12 protein-coding genes are annotated in these 16,301 nt (G+C 72.7%); 10 read left to right on the plus strand and 2 right to left on the minus strand.

Going from position 1 to position 16,301, the window contains the following annotated elements; translation table 11 throughout:
• Nucleotides 1-184 precede the first annotated feature (184 nt).
• Entirely contained in the window at nucleotides 185-1,321 is a 1,137-nt protein-coding gene (locus ACFYXE_RS35135) for a glycosyltransferase family 4 protein (protein WP_389319642.1), read from the plus strand.
• 3 nt (nucleotides 1,322-1,324) lie between these two features.
• On the opposite strand, the gene ACFYXE_RS35140 is transcribed toward ACFYXE_RS35135, so the two are convergent.
• Nucleotides 1,325-2,968 carry a PucR family transcriptional regulator gene (locus ACFYXE_RS35140; protein ID WP_389319644.1) on the minus strand — a complete coding sequence of 548 codons (1,644 nt, stop codon included), beginning with the start codon at nucleotides 2,966-2,968 and terminating at the stop codon, nucleotides 1,325-1,327.
• 183 nt (nucleotides 2,969-3,151) lie between these two features.
• Nucleotides 3,152-4,963, minus strand: coding sequence for a glycoside hydrolase family 15 protein (locus ACFYXE_RS35145; RefSeq protein ID WP_389319886.1), 1,812 nt, complete (start codon nucleotides 4,961-4,963; stop codon nucleotides 3,152-3,154).
• A gap of 444 nt (nucleotides 4,964-5,407) precedes the next feature.
• Between ACFYXE_RS35145 and ACFYXE_RS35150 the strand changes: the two genes are divergently transcribed.
• The 9 genes from ACFYXE_RS35150 to ACFYXE_RS35190 all read left to right on the plus strand — a co-directional run bounded on the left by ACFYXE_RS35150 (nucleotide 5,408) and on the right by ACFYXE_RS35190 (nucleotide 16,292).
• Nucleotides 5,408-7,084, plus strand: a complete 1,677-nt coding sequence (locus ACFYXE_RS35150; protein WP_361174845.1) for a CTP synthase — start codon at nucleotides 5,408-5,410, stop codon at nucleotides 7,082-7,084.
• A gap of 86 nt (nucleotides 7,085-7,170) precedes the next feature.
• Complete coding sequence (locus tag ACFYXE_RS35155) at nucleotides 7,171-7,797, plus strand: NUDIX hydrolase (RefSeq protein ID WP_361174842.1); 627 nt, start codon at nucleotides 7,171-7,173, stop codon at nucleotides 7,795-7,797.
• Nucleotides 7,798-7,956: 159 nt separating this feature from the next.
• A complete protein-coding gene (locus ACFYXE_RS35160; RefSeq protein ID WP_389319646.1) occupies nucleotides 7,957-10,050 on the plus strand; it encodes a tetratricopeptide repeat protein in 2,094 nt (697 codons plus the stop codon).
• A 144-nt stretch (nucleotides 10,051-10,194) separates the two neighbouring features.
• Nucleotides 10,195-11,310, plus strand: a complete 1,116-nt coding sequence (gene ald, locus ACFYXE_RS35165; RefSeq protein WP_389319648.1) for an alanine dehydrogenase — start codon at nucleotides 10,195-10,197, stop codon at nucleotides 11,308-11,310.
• A 348-nt stretch (nucleotides 11,311-11,658) separates the two neighbouring features.
• Nucleotides 11,659-12,831, plus strand: a complete 1,173-nt coding sequence (locus ACFYXE_RS35170) for a ParA family protein (RefSeq protein WP_361174836.1) — start codon at nucleotides 11,659-11,661, stop codon at nucleotides 12,829-12,831.
• Nucleotides 12,816-13,409 carry a hypothetical protein gene (locus tag ACFYXE_RS35175; protein ID WP_389319651.1) on the plus strand — a complete coding sequence of 198 codons (594 nt, stop codon included), beginning with the start codon at nucleotides 12,816-12,818 and terminating at the stop codon, nucleotides 13,407-13,409. Before ACFYXE_RS35170 ends, ACFYXE_RS35175 begins: the two co-directional genes overlap by 16 nt.
• A 19-nt stretch (nucleotides 13,410-13,428) precedes the next feature.
• Complete coding sequence (locus tag ACFYXE_RS35180) at nucleotides 13,429-14,460, plus strand: segregation and condensation protein A (protein WP_389319653.1); 1,032 nt, start codon at nucleotides 13,429-13,431, stop codon at nucleotides 14,458-14,460.
• Nucleotides 14,457-15,113, plus strand: coding sequence for an SMC-Scp complex subunit ScpB (gene scpB / locus ACFYXE_RS35185; protein WP_389319655.1), 657 nt, complete (start codon nucleotides 14,457-14,459; stop codon nucleotides 15,111-15,113). The genes ACFYXE_RS35180 and scpB overlap by 4 nt, the downstream gene beginning before the upstream one ends.
• Nucleotides 15,114-15,125: 12 nt before the next feature.
• Nucleotides 15,126-16,292, plus strand: coding sequence for a pseudouridine synthase (locus ACFYXE_RS35190; protein ID WP_361174824.1), 1,167 nt, complete (start codon nucleotides 15,126-15,128; stop codon nucleotides 16,290-16,292).
• The last annotated feature ends 9 nt before the right edge of the window (nucleotides 16,293-16,301 follow it).

Raw genomic sequence — 16,301 nt, forward strand, 5'->3', positions numbered from 1 at the left:
TGCGCGTACAAAGTTCGCAAGCCTCACCCGTGTGGGTGATTGCGTCCGTGGAGTTGCCCGGCCAATTGCGGAAGTGACCTTTCGGCAGTGCCGGAACGCCCGTGCGGACTGGCATCCTTGGCGCAGCATCTGCCCGAAGACCAGTCCGAGCACCGACCGACGCAGACCCAGGAGCCCCGGCCGCGTGACCCACGTGAGCAGCCACTCGCCGCACGGACAGACGCCGCTGCACACCGTTCAAGTCCTCGGCGGCGGCAGCGCGGGCAGCAGCGCGCACGTCAGGTCGCTGGCGGCGGGACTCGCCGCCCGGGGCGTGCGGGTCACCGTGTGCGCCCCCGACGAGGCCGCCCGGGTCTACGACTTCGCCGGGACCGGCGCCCGCCACGTCCACGTGGCCCGCAGCGGCGACCCCGCCTCCGTGGCCGCCCTGCGCGCCGCGTGCGCCGACGCCGACCTCGTCCACGCGCACGGACTGCACGCCGCGCTGCGCGCCGCCGTCGCCCTGACCGGGCGCACCACGCCGCTCGTCGTCACCTGGCACACCCGCCCGCACGCGGAGGGCGCCCGCGCGAGCGTGCTGCGGCTGTTGGAGCGGCGCGTCGCCCGGGCCGCGTCGGTGGTGCTCGGCGCCTCCTCCGACCTCGTCGACCGGGCCCGCCGCAGGGGCGCCCGCGACGCCCGCCTCGCCGCGATCGCGCTGCCCGCCCCGCGCCGCCCGGAGACCGTCGAGGAGCCCGACAGCCTCCTGCACAAGGCCCGTGCCGAACTCGGCGCCGTCGACCGGCCGTTGATCCTCGCCGTCGGCGCCCTCGAACGCCACCGCGGATACGACGTACTCCTGGACGCCACCCGCGCGTGGCGGCACCTGGACCCGCTGCCGCTCCTCGTCGTCGCGGGGGAGGGGCCCGAACGGGCCGCCCTGCAGCGCCGGATCGAGGACGAGCAGCTGCCGGCCCGCCTGGTGGGGCGGCGCGACGACATCCCCGACCTGCTCGCGGCCACCGACGTCGCCGTGCTGCCCAGCAGCCGGGAGTCCCGCTCGGTGCTCGCGCAGGAAGCCCTGCACGCGCGTGTGCCGCTCGTGGCGACCGCCGCCGGCGGCGTGCCCGAACTGGTCGGCGACGCGGCCGAACTCGTCCCGTACGGCGACGCCGAGGCGCTCGCCACCGCCGTCGTCCGCCTCCTCGCCGACCCGGTCCGCCGGGCCCACCTGAAGGACAAGGGGCAGGCGCAGGCCGCGACCTGGCCGACCGAGGACGAGACGGTCACCCAGGTCCTCAGCGTCTACGACGAGTTGACCCAGCCCCTGCCGTACGCCTGACGCCTACGCGACGTGCCGGCGCGCCCGCAGCGCCAGGCTCAGCGCGAGGACCGTCTGCGGGTCGTCCAGGTCGGTGCCGAGCAGCTCGCTGATCCGGGCCAGCCGGTTGTAGAGGGTCTGCCGGTTCAGATGCAGCTCGCGGGCCGTCTCCGCCTTGCGTCCCGCGTGCGCCAGATACGTCTGCAGCGTGGGCAGCAGCGGCGGCTTCGCACGCTGGTCGTGATCGCGCAGCGGGCCGATCGCGCGGTCCACGAACGCCGCGAGCACCCCGTCCTCGTCGTGCCGGTGCAGCCGCCACAGCAGCAGGTCGATGTCGAGGCGCCGCGCGTCGTACCAGGGCCGGTCGGACAGGCCCTGCGCCGCCGTCGCCGTCTCCGCCGCGTGCCGCAGGCCCGCCGAGGCCGCCGCCCAGCCGCCCGCGACCCCGACCACCACGACGGGCGGCTGGGCGCCGGGCCGCCGCATCCCGGCCCGCTCGACGCCCGCCCGCAGCGCCGCGGCGACCCGGTCGGCGACCGCCGTCCGCTCGGACTCCGTGCGCAGCCCGAGCAGCAGCGGCACCCGGCCTTCCACGGGGCGTACGCCGAGCAGCGCCGGCACCCCCACCGACGCCAGCTCCTCCGCGACCGCGCGGGCGAGCACCGCCCAGCCGCCCCCGGTCGGCAGACCGTCCGCGATCCGCATCACCACCGGGAGCAGCGGGCCGCCCGCCGGGGCCGGGCGGAAGCCGAGGACGCGGGCCTGCGCGGGGGCGTCCTCGGCGGCGATCCGGCCCTCCGCGAGATCGGTGAGGAAGTCGCCGCGGCCGCGCGCGGCGAGCTCCTCCTCCTGGCGGGCCTGCATCAGCACCACCGCGAGGCTGCCCGCCGCCCGCTCGGCCGCGATGCGGTGCACCGGGAGCGGCGCGGATTCCACGGCGAGCAGGACGAGCCGGGCCCGCACCGAACCCCCGCCGGGGCCGCCGCCGGGCACGTCGACGATGACCGCGCCCGCGGGCGGGCCCTCCCGGTCCACGGTGCGGCCCCGCAGTCCCTCCCACACCTGGAGCGGGTCCGCGCACTCCGTGCCCGCCCCCGCGGCGTACAGGAGCTGCCCGTCGGCCGTCTCCAGGAAGACCGGGTTGCCGCTGAGCTCGGCGAGGATCGCCAGGACCTGCGGGATGCCGCCCCCGCCGAGCAGCGCCTCCGTGCAGCGCCGGTGGACCTCCTCGGCCTGCTGGAGCAGCGCGTAGTGGCCGTTGACGATCTCGGTGTGCACCTCTTCGGTGACCGTCACGAAGGGCACCTCGCGGTGCAGCTGCACCAGCGGGAGTCCGGCGGCCCGCGCGGTCTCCACGAGCGCCGCGGGCAGCCGGGTGAAGCGCGGTCCCAGCTCGACGACGAGGGCCGCGATACCGCGCTCGGCGAGCTTGCGCACGAAGGCCCGCTGGTCGGCCGGGCGGGCGCCGAGGCCGAGGCCGGTGGTGAGCAGCAGCTCGCCGCCCTTGAGGAGCGAGGCCATGTTGGGCACCTCGCCCGCGTGCACCCACCGCACGGTCCGCTGCAGCCGCTCCGCGCCCGCGACGACCTCGGGGAGCCCACCGCGCAACCCCGGGAGTTCCAGCGCGCGCTGCACGGTGATGCCGCCCTGAGTGCCCTGACTGTCCATGGCGCGGACGCTACCGGGGCGCGCGTACCGGGAACATCTCCGGCTGATCACGGCGCCGTCACCATGACCGGTGCCCCGGCAACTGGTCGTTCCCGCACGTCACTTGCGTGGACGGGCGCCCGGGGGGTGTGGTGTACGTCACGGTGGCGGGCGGGTGCCGGCCACCGTGACGCGGCCGGGGCGCTAGCCCCCGTACGCCCCCGAGGCCGTCAGGCGCAGTGCCGTGTCGATCAGCGGGACGTGGCTGAACGCCTGCGGGAAGTTGCCGACCTGGCGCTGCAGCCGCGAGTCCCACTCCTCGGCGAGCAGGCCGAGGTCGTTGCGGAGCGCGAGCAGCTTCTCGAAGAGCTTGCGGGCCTCGTCGACCCGGCCGATCATCGCGAGGTCGTCGGCCATCCAGAAGGAGCAGGCGAGGAACGCGCCCTCGTCGCCCTCCAGGCCGTCCACGCCCGCGTCGTCGCCGGTCGTGGGATAGCGCAGGATGAAGCCGTCCGGGGTGGAGAGCTCCCGCTGGATCGCCTCGATCGTGCCGATGACGCGCTTGTCGTCCGGCGGCAGGAAGCCCATCTGCGGAATCAGCAGCAGCGAGGCGTCCAGCTCCTTGGAGCCGTACGACTGCGTGAAGGTGTTCCGCTCCTTGTCGTAGCCCTTCTCGCAGACGTCCCGGTGGATGTCGTCGCGCAGCTCGCGCCACTTCTCCAGCGGTCCGTCCGCCTCGCCGGACTCGATGAGCTTGATCGTGCGGTCCACCGCGACCCAGGCCATCACCTTGGAGTGCACGAAGTGGCGGCGCGGGCCGCGCACCTCCCAGATGCCCTCGTCCGGCTCGTCCCAGTGGTCCTCCAGGTAGCGGATCAGCTTGAGCTGGAGGAGCGAGGCGTAGTCGTTGCGGGCCAGGCCCGTCATGTGCGCCAGGTGCAGCGCCTCGGTGACCTCGCCGTACACGTCGAGCTGCAGCTGGTGCGCGGCGCCGTTGCCGGCCCGGACCGGCTGCGAGCCCTCGTATCCGGGCAGCCAGTCCAGCTCCTGCTCGCCGAGCTCGCGCTCGCCCGCGATGCCGTACATGATCTGCAGGTTCTCCGGGTCGCCCGCCACCGCCCGCAGCAGCCACTCGCGCCAGGCGCGGGCCTCCTCGCGGTAGCCGGTGCGCAGCAGCGAGGACAGGGTGATCGCCGCGTCGCGCAGCCAGGTGAAGCGGTAGTCCCAGTTGCGCGAGCCGCCGATGTCCTCGGGCAGCGAGGTGGTCGGCGCGGCGACGATCCCGCCGGTCGGCGCGTAGGTGAGCGCCTTGAGCGTGATCAGCGAGCGGATCACCGCCTCGCGGTAGGGCCCGTGGTACGTACAGTGCTCCACCCACTCCCGCCAGAAGTCCTCCGTCGCCACCAGGGCGTTCTCGGGCTCCGGGTAGGCGGGCTGGTCCTTGTGCGAGGGCTGCCACGAGATGGTGAACGCGATCCGCTCGCCCGGCGCCACGGTGAAGTCCGAGTACGTCGTGAGGTCCTTGCCGAAGGTCTCGGCGGTCGTGTCGAGCCACACCGAGTCGGGCCCGGCGACGGCCACCGTGCGCCCGTCGACCTTGTGCACCCAGGGCACGACACGGCCGTAGCTGAAGCGCATCCGCAGCGCGGAGCGCATCGGCACGCGTCCGCTGACGCCCTCGACGATCCGCACCAGCTGCGGCGCGTCGGTGTCGCGCGGCGGCATGAAATCGATCACGCGGACCGTGCCGCGCGGGGTGTCCCACTCCGATTCGAGCACCAGCGAGTCGCCGCGGTACGTGCGGCGGGTGGCAGCCGGGGGCTGGGCCTCCGGGCTGTGCGCGGGCCCCAGTCGCCAGAAGCCGTGTTCGTCGGTGCCCAACAGGGCGGCGAAAACGGCATGGGAGTCGAAGCGGGGCAGGCACAGCCAGTCGACTGTGCCGTCCCGGCAGACCAGGGCAGCGGTCTGCATGTCTCCGATGAGTGCGTAGTCCTCGATGCGCCCGGCCACGTGCATCTCCAGTCGAACGGCCACGTTCGCCCCGCGGGGCGCTTACTGGTCAGCGGTCAAGTGATCGTTGACGAGCGCTTGTTCCGGGTGCAAGGCGGGATGGTGCCGTGTGCCGGAGGGGGCTCGGCAGCGAGTGTCCGAGCAGGATACGACGCACCATAGTGATCTGCGCGCCCCTCCCGGCAACGAGGCTCCGCCGAACGGGTGAACGCCTGGTGAGAGCGGGTGCGGAAGACAAAAGTGACGGCGTGCGGGTCTCGTGAGCGAGGTGTGTGCGCCTGATGGCGGAGCGTGGCCGGAAGCACCCTCGCCGCGTCGCTGATACCCTGGTAGCCCGTGAGCCGGTGGTCATAGAACCCCCGAACCGCAGCGACGGCACCTCCCCGAATCCCTGGTGAGGGCGCCGGAACGCACCCTCCAGACCGCGACCACGGGAGCCCCCCTTTGGCCATGCAGCCCAAATCCACGACGACCAAGCACATCTTCGTCACCGGGGGTGTCGCCTCTTCCCTCGGCAAGGGTCTGACTGCCTCCAGCCTGGGTGCGCTCCTCAAGGCGCGCGGCCTGCGCGTCACCATGCAGAAGCTCGACCCGTACCTGAACGTCGACCCGGGCACGATGAACCCGTTCCAGCACGGCGAGGTGTTCGTCACCAACGACGGCGCCGAGACCGACCTGGACATCGGCCACTACGAGCGCTTCCTGGACGTCGACCTCGACGGCTCGGCGAACGTGACCACCGGCCAGGTCTACTCCCAGGTGATCGCCAAGGAGCGGCGCGGCGAGTACCTCGGCGACACCGTCCAGGTCATCCCGCACATCACCAACGAGATCAAGCACCGCATCCGCCGCATGGCGACCGACGACGTGGACGTCGTCATCACCGAGGTCGGCGGCACGGTCGGCGACATCGAGTCGCTGCCGTTCCTGGAGACGGTCCGCCAGGTCCGCCACGAGGTCGGCCGGGACAACGTCTTCGTCGTGCACATCTCGCTGCTGCCCTACATCGGCCCCTCCGGCGAGCTGAAGACCAAGCCGACCCAGCACTCCGTCGCCGCCCTGCGCAACATCGGCATCCAGCCGGACGCCATCGTGCTGCGCGCCGACCGCGAGGTGCCGACCGCCATCAAGCGCAAGATCTCGCTGATGTGCGACGTCGACGAGGCCGCCGTGGTCGCCGCCATCGACGCCAAGTCGATCTACGACATCCCCAAGGTGCTGCACACCGAGGGCCTGGACGCCTACGTCGTGCGCAAGCTCGACCTGCCGTTCCGCGACGTCGACTGGACCCAGTGGGACGACCTGCTGGACCGCGTGCACAACCCGCTGCACGAGGTCACCGTCGCCCTGGTCGGCAAGTACATCGACCTGCCCGACGCCTACCTCTCGATCACCGAGGCGATGCGCGCCGGCGGCTTCGCCAACAAGGCCCGCGTCAAGGTCAAGTGGGTCACCTCGGACGACTGCAAGACCCCGGCGGGCGCCAAGAAGCAGCTCGCCGACTGCGACGCGATCCTGATCCCCGGCGGCTTCGGCGACCGCGGCGTCTCCGGCAAGGTCGGCGCGATCCAGTACGCCCGCGAGAACAAGGTGCCGCTGCTCGGCATCTGCCTGGGCCTGCAGTGCATCGTCATCGAGGCCGCCCGCAACCTCGCGGACATCCCCGACGCCAACTCCACCGAGTTCGACGCCGCCACCGCCCACCCGGTCATCTCCACCATGGCCGAGCAGCTCGACATCGTCGCCGGCGAGGGCGACATGGGCGGCACGATGCGCCTGGGCATGTACCCGGCCAAGCTCGCCGAGGGCTCCATCGCCCGCGAGGTGTACGAGGGCAAGGAGTACGTCGAGGAGCGCCACCGCCACCGCTACGAGGTGAACAACGCCTACCGCGCCGACCTGGAGAAGAAGGCCGGGATCCAGTTCTCCGGCACCTCCCCGGACGGCAAGCTCGTCGAGTACGTCGAGTACCCCCGCGAGGTCCACCCCTACCTGGTCGCCACCCAGGCGCACCCGGAGCTGCGGTCCCGGCCGACCCGCCCGCACCCGCTCTTCGCGGGTCTGGTGAAGGCCGCCGTCGAGCGCCAGCAGGCCGCACGCACGGCGGGCGCGAAGTCCGGCAAGTAACACCAGGGCGATACGGTTGCCGGGGTGCGCGCCTTTTGGGGCGCGTGCCCCGGTTTCTGTTTGCACGTGTGGGAGGACAGGGCGACATGACGATCAAGGACACCGCCGAGGAGTGGCAGGTCACGGCGACGGAGACCCCGTTCGTCGGGAACAAGACCTCCGTGCGCACCGACGACGTGGTGATGCCCGACGGGTCCGTCGTCCGCCGCGACTACCAGGTCCACCCCGGCTCGGTGGCCGTCCTCGCGCTCGACGACGAGGACCGCGTCCTGGTCATCCGCCAGTACCGGCACCCCGTCCGCCACAAGCTCTGGGAGATCCCCGCGGGCCTGCTCGACATCCCCGGCGAGAACCCGCTGCACGCCGCCCAGCGCGAGCTCTACGAAGAGGCGCACGTCAAGGCCGAGGACTGGCGCGTCCTCACCGACGTCTACACCACCCCCGGCGGCTGCGACGAGGCCGTGCGCGTCTTCCTCGCCCGTGACCTCTCCGAGGCCGACGGCGAGCGCTTCGAGGTCTCCGAGGAGGAGTCCGACATGGAGCTGGCCCGGGTGCCCCTGGCGGAGCTCGTCCAGGGCGTGCTCGGCGGCGAGCTGCACAACAACTGCCTCGTCGTCGGCGCCCTCTCGCTGCAGGCGGCCCGGCACGGCGCCGGTCTCGACGCGCTGCGCCCGGCCGAGGCGCCCTGGCCGGCCCGCCCCTTCGAGGCCTGAGCGGGGCCGTACGCGCTCCGGTGTGACGATCTACTGATCCGATCGGGCGACTTGTGCGTGCGGTGTGTCCGGGCAGGCGGCGGGGCCTGAACTAGGCTCTGAAAGCGTCCCGCCCGGAGTTCCGGCGGGTTCGTGCGCAGGCGGACGGGAGCGTGGCCCGTGACGGATCAGGCGGTCGACACGGACGGTGCGGCGGCGGGCGGCGCGGTGCCGCCCCCCGCGAGTGCCTCCTTGGAGTCGACAAGGGCTCAGTTCGTGGGCAGACGCCGCGAATTGAAGGAGCTCCGCGCCGACATCGACCGGGCGGGGCTCGACACCCTCGCGGGCCGCAAGGCCCCCCGCGCGCGCGTGCTGCTCGTCGCGGGCCGCCCCGGCTCGGGGCGCACCGCGCTCGCCGAGGAGCTGGCCCGCCAGCTCGCCGACGGCTACCCCGACGGGGTGCTGCGCGCCCGCCTCACGGAGCCCGACGGCAGCCGGGTGCCCACCGGGCGGACCGCCCGCGAGCTCCTGGACGCGCTGGCCGTGCCCGCGCCCCCGGGCGCCGCCGACGACGACCTCACCCAGCTCCTGCGGGACACGCTCGCCACCCGCAGGGCGCTGCTGCTCCTGGACGACGCGGCGGACGCCGAACAGGTCGACCCGCTGCTCCCCGACACACCCGACTGCCTGGTCGTCGCGGTCGCCGAGGGCCCCCTCACCGGCATCCCCGACGTGCGGCCGTGCACGCTCGGCGGCCTGGACAAGCCGGCCGCCGTCGAGCTCCTGGCCCGTGCCGCGGGGCCGGTGCGCATCACCGTCGACCCGCGCTCGGCGGAGTCCCTGGTCGAGGCGTGCGCGGCCCACCCGGCGGCGCTCGTGCTCGCCGGGGGCTGGCTCGCGGTGCGGCCCAAGGCCGCCGTCGCCGACCTCGCCAAGCAGGTGCACGACCTGCCCGACGAGGGCTCGGCCCTCGCCCGGGTCTTCACGCACACCTACGCGGCCCTGCCCGCGCCCGCCGCGCGGATACTGCGCTTCCTCTCCCTCGCCCCGGCCGGTCACGTCGACCCGCACACCGCGTCCGCGCTCGCGGGCTGCTCGGTGTCGGCCGCGCGGACCACGCTCGACGACTTCGTCGGCCTCGGGCTCGTGCGGGCCGTGGACTCGCCGCTGCCGCAGTACGAGGTGCCGGGCTGCCTGGTGCCGCTGCTGCGGGCCCGCACCGAGAGCCAGGACCGGCCCGCCGAGGTCCAGCTGGCCAGGGCCCGGATGCTGGAGCGGACCGTGCGGCTGCTGCAGTCGTGCCGGGCGATCACCGAGCCGGACGGCTCCGCGGCCCGCAGGAAGCTCGCCGGGATGCCGCGCGCCCTGCGCTTCCCGAGCCCGCGGGCCGCCGCCGAGTGGCTGCGGATCCGCCAGCCCGCCCTGCTGGCCGCCGCCCGCCTCGCGGTGGCCGACGGGGAGCTCGACACCCTGGCCCGGCGCCTGATGGCGGCCCTGACCCGGGCCCTGGTCGCGCACCGCGGCACCGAGGACGCGGCGCCCGTGCTCTACGGCGTCCACCAGCTCGTCCTCGACGTGGCCGAGCGGCGGAACCTGCCGCGCGAGCAGGCCGCGGCGCTGCTGAACCTCGCCGATCTCGACGCGCGGACCGGGCGCACCCAGGACGCGCTGGCCCGCTACCGGGCGGCGCTGGACGCGGGCCGGGCGGCGAACGACCCGTACGCCACCGGTCGCGCGATGGAATCCGTAGGTGGTGCCCACCAGGAGCTCGGGGACTGGTCGCGGGCCTCCGACTGGTTCGGCCGGGCGCTCGCCCACCGGCTGGCGCGCGGCGAGCGGGCGGACGCCGCCCGGCTGTACGGCCGGATCGGCGCGGTGCACACCTACGCGGGGCGCTACGGCGAGGCGCTGCGCAACTGGAGCTCGGCGGTCACCGGACACCGCAAGAACGGCGATGTGGCCGCCCAGGCGCGCGCGTTGAGCGAGATGGCGCGGGTGCAGGAGTACGCGGGGCGGCCCGAGGAGTCGCTGCGCACCTGCCAGGAGGCCGTCGAATGGGCGCGGCACGCCGAGGACGTGCGCCTGCAGGCCGCGCTGCAGCTGCGGCTCGCCGACACCCTGGAGCGGCTCGGCGACCCGGCGGCCGCCCGGCTGCACAGGGGGGCGGCCGAGCGCATGCTGGGAAGTGAGCTCCCGGAGGACGCGAGGCTTGAAACGAATGGTGGAGCGGAGCCTTCCGCCTGCGAAATCCGTAGTGCATCTGCGGGAGATTGAAGTATTGAAAGGCTAGACAGCAGGAAATCCTTCATTAGACTGGCTCCGCCGCGTACCTCCGCGGTGTCCCCCGGTGCGCCCCGAGTGCACCGGTCTGTGTCGCATTGCCCGAAAAATCCCCTGAGCCAAGGACCGTGATCGACGATGAAGGTCGGCATCCCCCGCGAGGTCAAGAACAACGAGTTCCGGGTGGCCATCACCCCCGCCGGTGTGCACGAGCTGGTGCGCCACGGCCACCAGGTCGTCATCGAGCGGAACGCCGGCGTCGGCTCCTCGATCACGGACGCCGAGTACGTCTCGGCGGGTGCCCGGATCCTGGACACCGCCGACGAGGTCTGGGCCACCGCGGACCTGCTCCTGAAGGTCAAGGAGCCCATCGCGGAGGAGTACCACCGCCTCCGCAAGGACCAGACCCTCTTCACCTACCTGCACCTGGCCGCCTCCAAGGAGTGCACGGACGCGCTCCTGGAGTCGGGCACCACGGCCATCGCCTACGAGACGGTGGAGACCGCGGGCCGCGCGCTCCCGCTGCTCGCCCCGATGTCCGAGGTCGCGGGCCGTCTCGCCCCGCAGGTCGGCGCCTACCACCTGATGGCCGCCAACGGCGGCCGCGGCGTGCTGCCGGGCGGCGTCCCGGGTGTGGCCGCGGGCAAGGCCGTCGTCATCGGCGGTGGCGTCTCCGGCTGGAACGCCGCGCAGATCGCCATCGGCATGGGCTTCCACGTGACCCTGCTCGACAAGGACATCAACAAGCTCAAGGAAGCCGACAAGATCTTCGGCACGAAGATCCAGACCGTCGTCTCCAACGCCTTCGAGCTGGAGAAGGCCTGCCTGGAGGCCGACCTCGTCATCGGCGCGGTGCTCATCCCGGGCGCCAAGGCCCCGAAGCTGGTCACCAACGAGCTCGTCTCGCGCATGAAGCCGGGAAGTGTCCTTGTCGACATCGCGATCGACCAGGGCGGCTGCTTCGAGGACTCGCACGCCACCACGCACGCCGAGCCGACCTTCCCGGTCCACAACTCGGTCTTCTACTGCGTCGCCAACATGCCCGGCGCGGTGCCCAACACCTCCACGTACGCGCTGACCAACGCGACGATGCCGTACATCGTCGAGCTGGCGAACCGCGGCTGGGCCGAGGCCCTGCGCCGCGACCCGGCGCTCGCCCTGGGCCTCAACACCCATGACGGCAAGGTCGTTTACAAGGAGGTCGCCGAGGCCCACGGGCTCGACCACGTCGAGCTGGAGACGCTCCTCGGCTGACCCAGGTGACCGACTCCGGTCGGTCACACGACGCTTTCGTCAACGAAAGTCGTCAATCTCACGCCCGCGGCCGGACCTTGAGAGGGGTCCGGCCGTATGCGTATCAGTCGGGACACGCTCAACTGGCCGTGAACGTAACCCTTTAACCGATTCGCCCACCCTCGAAACGTGGTGATGGCGAGCCGTACACCCTTGACACAAGGGTGTTCCGTTGCCGACACATCGGGCCGGGTCCGGCGGATTGTGTTGCTGTCGACCGGTGACACGCCATAGAGTCGCCAACCGTCGGCATGGTGCCACGCTGACCTATCGAGAAATTTCCTGGTCACCAAGGAGGTAAGACGACTTGTGAATGAGTCGACATTTGCTCCCGGGGGTGGTCAACCAGGAACGTCTGCGCGAGGCCAGGGTCCCGTGGGGCTCGAGGCCGTCGGCTCGGTCGCTGTCCGCACCTTCGAGGCCCGGCAGGGTCCCCAGCCGACACAGTCAGCACCCCAGAGCATGGATGGCCATCACGTGAACGCCATGGCCGGCGACCGGAGTGGCGATAACACCCACACCCACCTCGCCGACTACGAGGAACTGCCCCAGGGGCACTTCTACGACCCCGACGCCGAGTACGAGCCCGATCCGGAGTACGCGGCCACGCTCGCGCCGGACGCCGCCCGCCAGCGCCGTGAACGCATCGGCCCGACGGGACGCCCGCTGCCGTACTTCCCGATCCCGGGCCCCCTGACCGACCACGGTCCCGCGAAGATCATCGCGATGTGCAACCAGAAGGGCGGCGTGGGCAAGACGACGTCGACCATCAACCTGGGTGCGGCCCTCGCGGAGTACGGACGCCGGGTCCTGCTGGTCGACTTCGACCCGCAGGGCGCGCTCTCGGTGGGTCTCGGGGTCAACCCGATGGAGCTGGACCTGACGGTCTACAACCTCCTCATGGAGCGCGGCATGTCCGCGGACGAGGTGCTCCTGAAGACGGCGGTCCCCAACATGGACCTGCTGCCGAGCAACATCGACCTGTCCGCCGCCGAGGTCCAGCTGGTGAGCGAGGTCGCGCGCGAGTCCACGCTGCAGCGCGCCCTGAAGCCGCTGATGCAGGACTACGACTACATCGTGATCGACTGTCAGCCCTCGCTCGGCCTGCTCACCGTGAACGCCCTGACGGCGGCCCACAAGGTGATCGTGCCGCTCGAGTGCGAGTTCTTCGCGCTGCGCGGGGTGGCCCTGCTGACCGAGACCATCGAGAAGGTCCAGGAGCGGCTCAACCCCGACCTGGAGCTCGACGGCATCCTCGCGACGATGTACGACTCCCGCACGGTGCACAGCCGTGAGGTGCTCGCGCGCGTGGTCGAGGCCTTCGACGACCACGTCTACCACACGGTCATCGGGCGCACGGTCCGCTTCCCGGAGACCACGGTCGCCGGTGAGCCGATCACGACGTACGCCTCCAACTCGGTCGGCGCGGCCGCCTATCGCCAGCTCGCCAGGGAGGTGCTCGCCCGGTGTCACGCCGAGTGAGTCTGCCCGGGGCCGACGAACTGTTCCGTACAACCGGTGGGATGGCGCTCCAGTCGTCGTCTCCGCGGCGCCCGGCGAATGGCGAGGCGCGGGTGCCCGCCCCGGCGGGCGAGAGCGACGAGACGGCGGCGTCGGCCGAGGACACGGCGGCCCAGGGCGAGGGCGGTGAGCCCGCCGAACACACCGCGTCGGACGCGGAGTCCGGCGCCGAGTCGCGCAGCCGCGCGGCCGGTGCGGAGGGCGAGAAGGGCTCGGGCCGCAGGCCGGCGGCGCAGGAAGGTTCGGGCAGCCAGGGCGGCGGCAAGTCCGGCGGCGCGTCGACCGCGCAGGCGCGGCGGCGGGCGCGGGCGGCCAACCGGCGGCCCAGCGGGCGTGAGCGGCACGACGAGAAGATCACCGTGTACGTCTCCGCCGAGGAGCTGATGGACCTCGAACACGCGCGGCTCGTGCTGCGCGGTGAGCACGGACTCGCGGTCGACCGCGGCCGGATCGTCCGGGAGGCGGTCGCCGTCGTCCTCGCCGACCTGGAGTCGCGCGGGGACGCGAGCATTCTCGTACGACGGTTGCGCGGGCGGTAGGGGTAGCGTTTCTGGCCTCATGGCCTCGAACAGTGAATCCACACCGCCCGCCGCCCGGCGCCGCATCCTGGGGCGCGGGCCGGGGGCTTCTCCCGCCGGACCCGAGCCGGTGCCGGCCGAACCGGAGCCCTCGCAGGACGACCCCGGGCCGTCGCCCGCCGGGTCGGAGTCCTCGTCCGCGGAGCCGCAGCATGCCACCACCGGCCCGGAGAGCGCGGGCGGCCGGGAAGGCGCCGCCGAGCCCGGTGACGGGCGCTTCAAGGTACGCCTTGCGAACTTCGAGGGCCCCTTCGACCTGCTGCTGCAGCTGATCTCGAAGCACAAGCTGGACGTCACCGAGGTCGCGCTGTCCAAGGTGACCGACGAGTTCATGGCGCACATCCGGGCCATGGGCGCCGACTGGGACCTGGACCAGACGACCGAGTTCCTGGTCGTCGCCGCCACGCTGCTCGACCTGAAGGCGGCCCGGCTGCTGCCCGCCGCCGAGGTCGAGGACGAGGCCGACCTCGCGCTCCTGGAGGCCCGCGACCTGCTGTTCGCGCGGCTCCTGCAGTACCGCGCGTACAAGCGCATCGCGGACATCTTCAGCGAACGCCTGGAAGCGGAGGCGCGGCGCTACCCCCGGACCGTGGGCCTGGAGCCGCACCACGCCGAGCTGCTGCCCGAGGTGGTCATCAGCATCGGCGCGGACGGATTCGCCCAGCTCGCCGTGAAGGCCATGCAGCCGCGCGCGAAGCCGCAGGTGTACGTCGACCACATCCACGCCCCGCTGGTCTCCGTGCGGGAGCAGGCGGGTCTGGTCGTCGCCCGGCTGCGCGAGCGGGGCGAGGTCAGCTTCCAGGTGCTCGTGGAGGACGCGGGGGACACCCTGACGGTCGTCGCCCGCTTCCTGGCCCTCCTGGAGCTCTACCGGGAGAAGGCCGTCGCCCTGGACCAGGAGGACGCGCTGGGCGAGCTGCTGGTCCGCTGGACCGGCGGGGACGGCGACGCGGAGCCGACCGTGACCGACGAGTTCGACCGGGCCCCCGAGCCGATGGAGGAGAAGGCGTGAGCGAGCACAGTCCCGTGCGGGAGCCGGCCGGTGCCGTGGCCGAGCTGGAGCTGCGGCCCGCCCTGGAGGCGGTCCTCATGGTCGTCGACGAGCCGGCCACCGAGGAGCACCTCGCGAAGATCCTGCAGCGGCCCCGGCGCCAGGTCGCCGACGCGCTGCGGGAGCTGGCCGACGAGTACACCGTGCAGCGGCGCGGCTTCGAGCTGCGGCTCGTCGCGGGCGGGTGGCGGTTCTACACGCGGCCCGAGTACGCCCCCGCCGTGGAGGGCTTCGTCCTGGACGGGCAGCAGGCCCGGCTCACCCAGGCGGCTCTGGAGACCCTCGCGGTCGTCGCCTACCGCCAGCCCGTCAGCCGTTCCAGGGTCTCCGCGGTGCGCGGGGTGAACTGCGACGGCGTGATGCGCACCCTCCTGCAGCGGGGTCTGGTGGAGGAGGCGGGCGCGGAACCCGAAACAGGTGCGATCCTGTACAGGACGACGAACTACTTCCTGGAGCGGATGGGCCTGCGCGGCCTGGACGAGCTCCCCGAGCTCGCGCCCTTCCTCCCCGAGGCGGACGCGATCGAGGGCGAGACGCAGGAGGGGGTCCCGTCGTTCGACCCGGACGCACCCGATGCGCCGGGGTACGAGTACCCCCAGGACACAGCCGACTAGACGGAACTTTTGATGCGAAGCAGCAGCGGCAGGAACAGCAGCGGAAACAACGGCGGGAGCCGTGGTGGCAACAGCGGCGGCCGCGGCAACGGCGGCGGGAGCCGCGGTGGCACCGGCGGCGGCCGGGGAAGCGGCAGCGCCGGCGGCCGCGGCAACTACCGAGGCGCGGGCAACGGCCGCGACGACAAGCAGGGCAGCGGCCGCCCCAGCAAGCCGCGCCCCGAGGAGCGTCGCTACGACGTGGGCCCCGGCGGCACCCAGGACGGCCCGAAGTCGGGCCGCGGCGCCTCGGCGCGCGGCGGCGCGAAGGGCGGCCCGCGGCGCGGCCAGCCGTCCGGCGGCCGGACCGAGCCGTCGCGCTCGCGCGAGTACGAGACGCGGGCCGAGGAGCGCAACCGCGACCGGTACGCGGGCAAGAAGGACGTGAAGCTCCCCAAGACCTTCCCGGGCGCCGAGCAGGAGGGCGAGCGGCTGCAGAAGGTGCTCGCCCGCGCCGGGTACGGCTCGCGGCGCGCCTGCGAGGAGCTGGTCGACCAGGCCCGCGTCGAGGTCAACGGCGAGATCGTCCTGGAGCAGGGGCTGCGGGTCGACACCGAGAAGGACGAGATCAAGGTCGACGGGCTGACCGTGGCCACGCAGTCGTACCAGTTCTTCGCGCTGAACAAGCCGGCCGGTGTCGTCTCCACGATGGAGGACAACGAGGGCCGTCAGTGCCTCGGGGACTACACGAACAACCGCGAGACGCGGCTGTTCCACGTGGGGCGGCTCGACACCGAGACCGAGGGCGTCATCCTGCTCACCAACCACGGTGAGCTCGCGCACCGCCTGACCCACCCCAAGTACGGCGTGAAGAAGGTCTACCTCGCGCACATCGTGGGCCCGATCCCGCGTGACCTGGGCAAGCAGCTCAAGGACGGCATCCAGCTGGAGGACGGGTACGCGAAGGCGGACCACTTCCGCGTCGTCGAGCAGACCGGCAAGAACTACCTGGTCGAGGTCACCCTGCACGAGGGCCGCAAGCACATCGTGCGGCGGATGCTCGCCGAGGCCGGGTTCCCGGTCGACAAGCTGGTGCGGGTGGCCTTCGGGCCGATCACCCTGGGCGACCAGAAGTCCGGCTGGCTGCGCCGCCTGTCCAACACCGAGGTCGGCATGCTGATGAAGGAGGTCGACCTCTAGGAGCCCCTT

The organism is Streptomyces sp. NPDC002564 (assembly GCF_042889645.1).
Classification (GTDB): domain Bacteria; phylum Actinomycetota; class Actinomycetes; order Streptomycetales; family Streptomycetaceae; genus Streptomyces.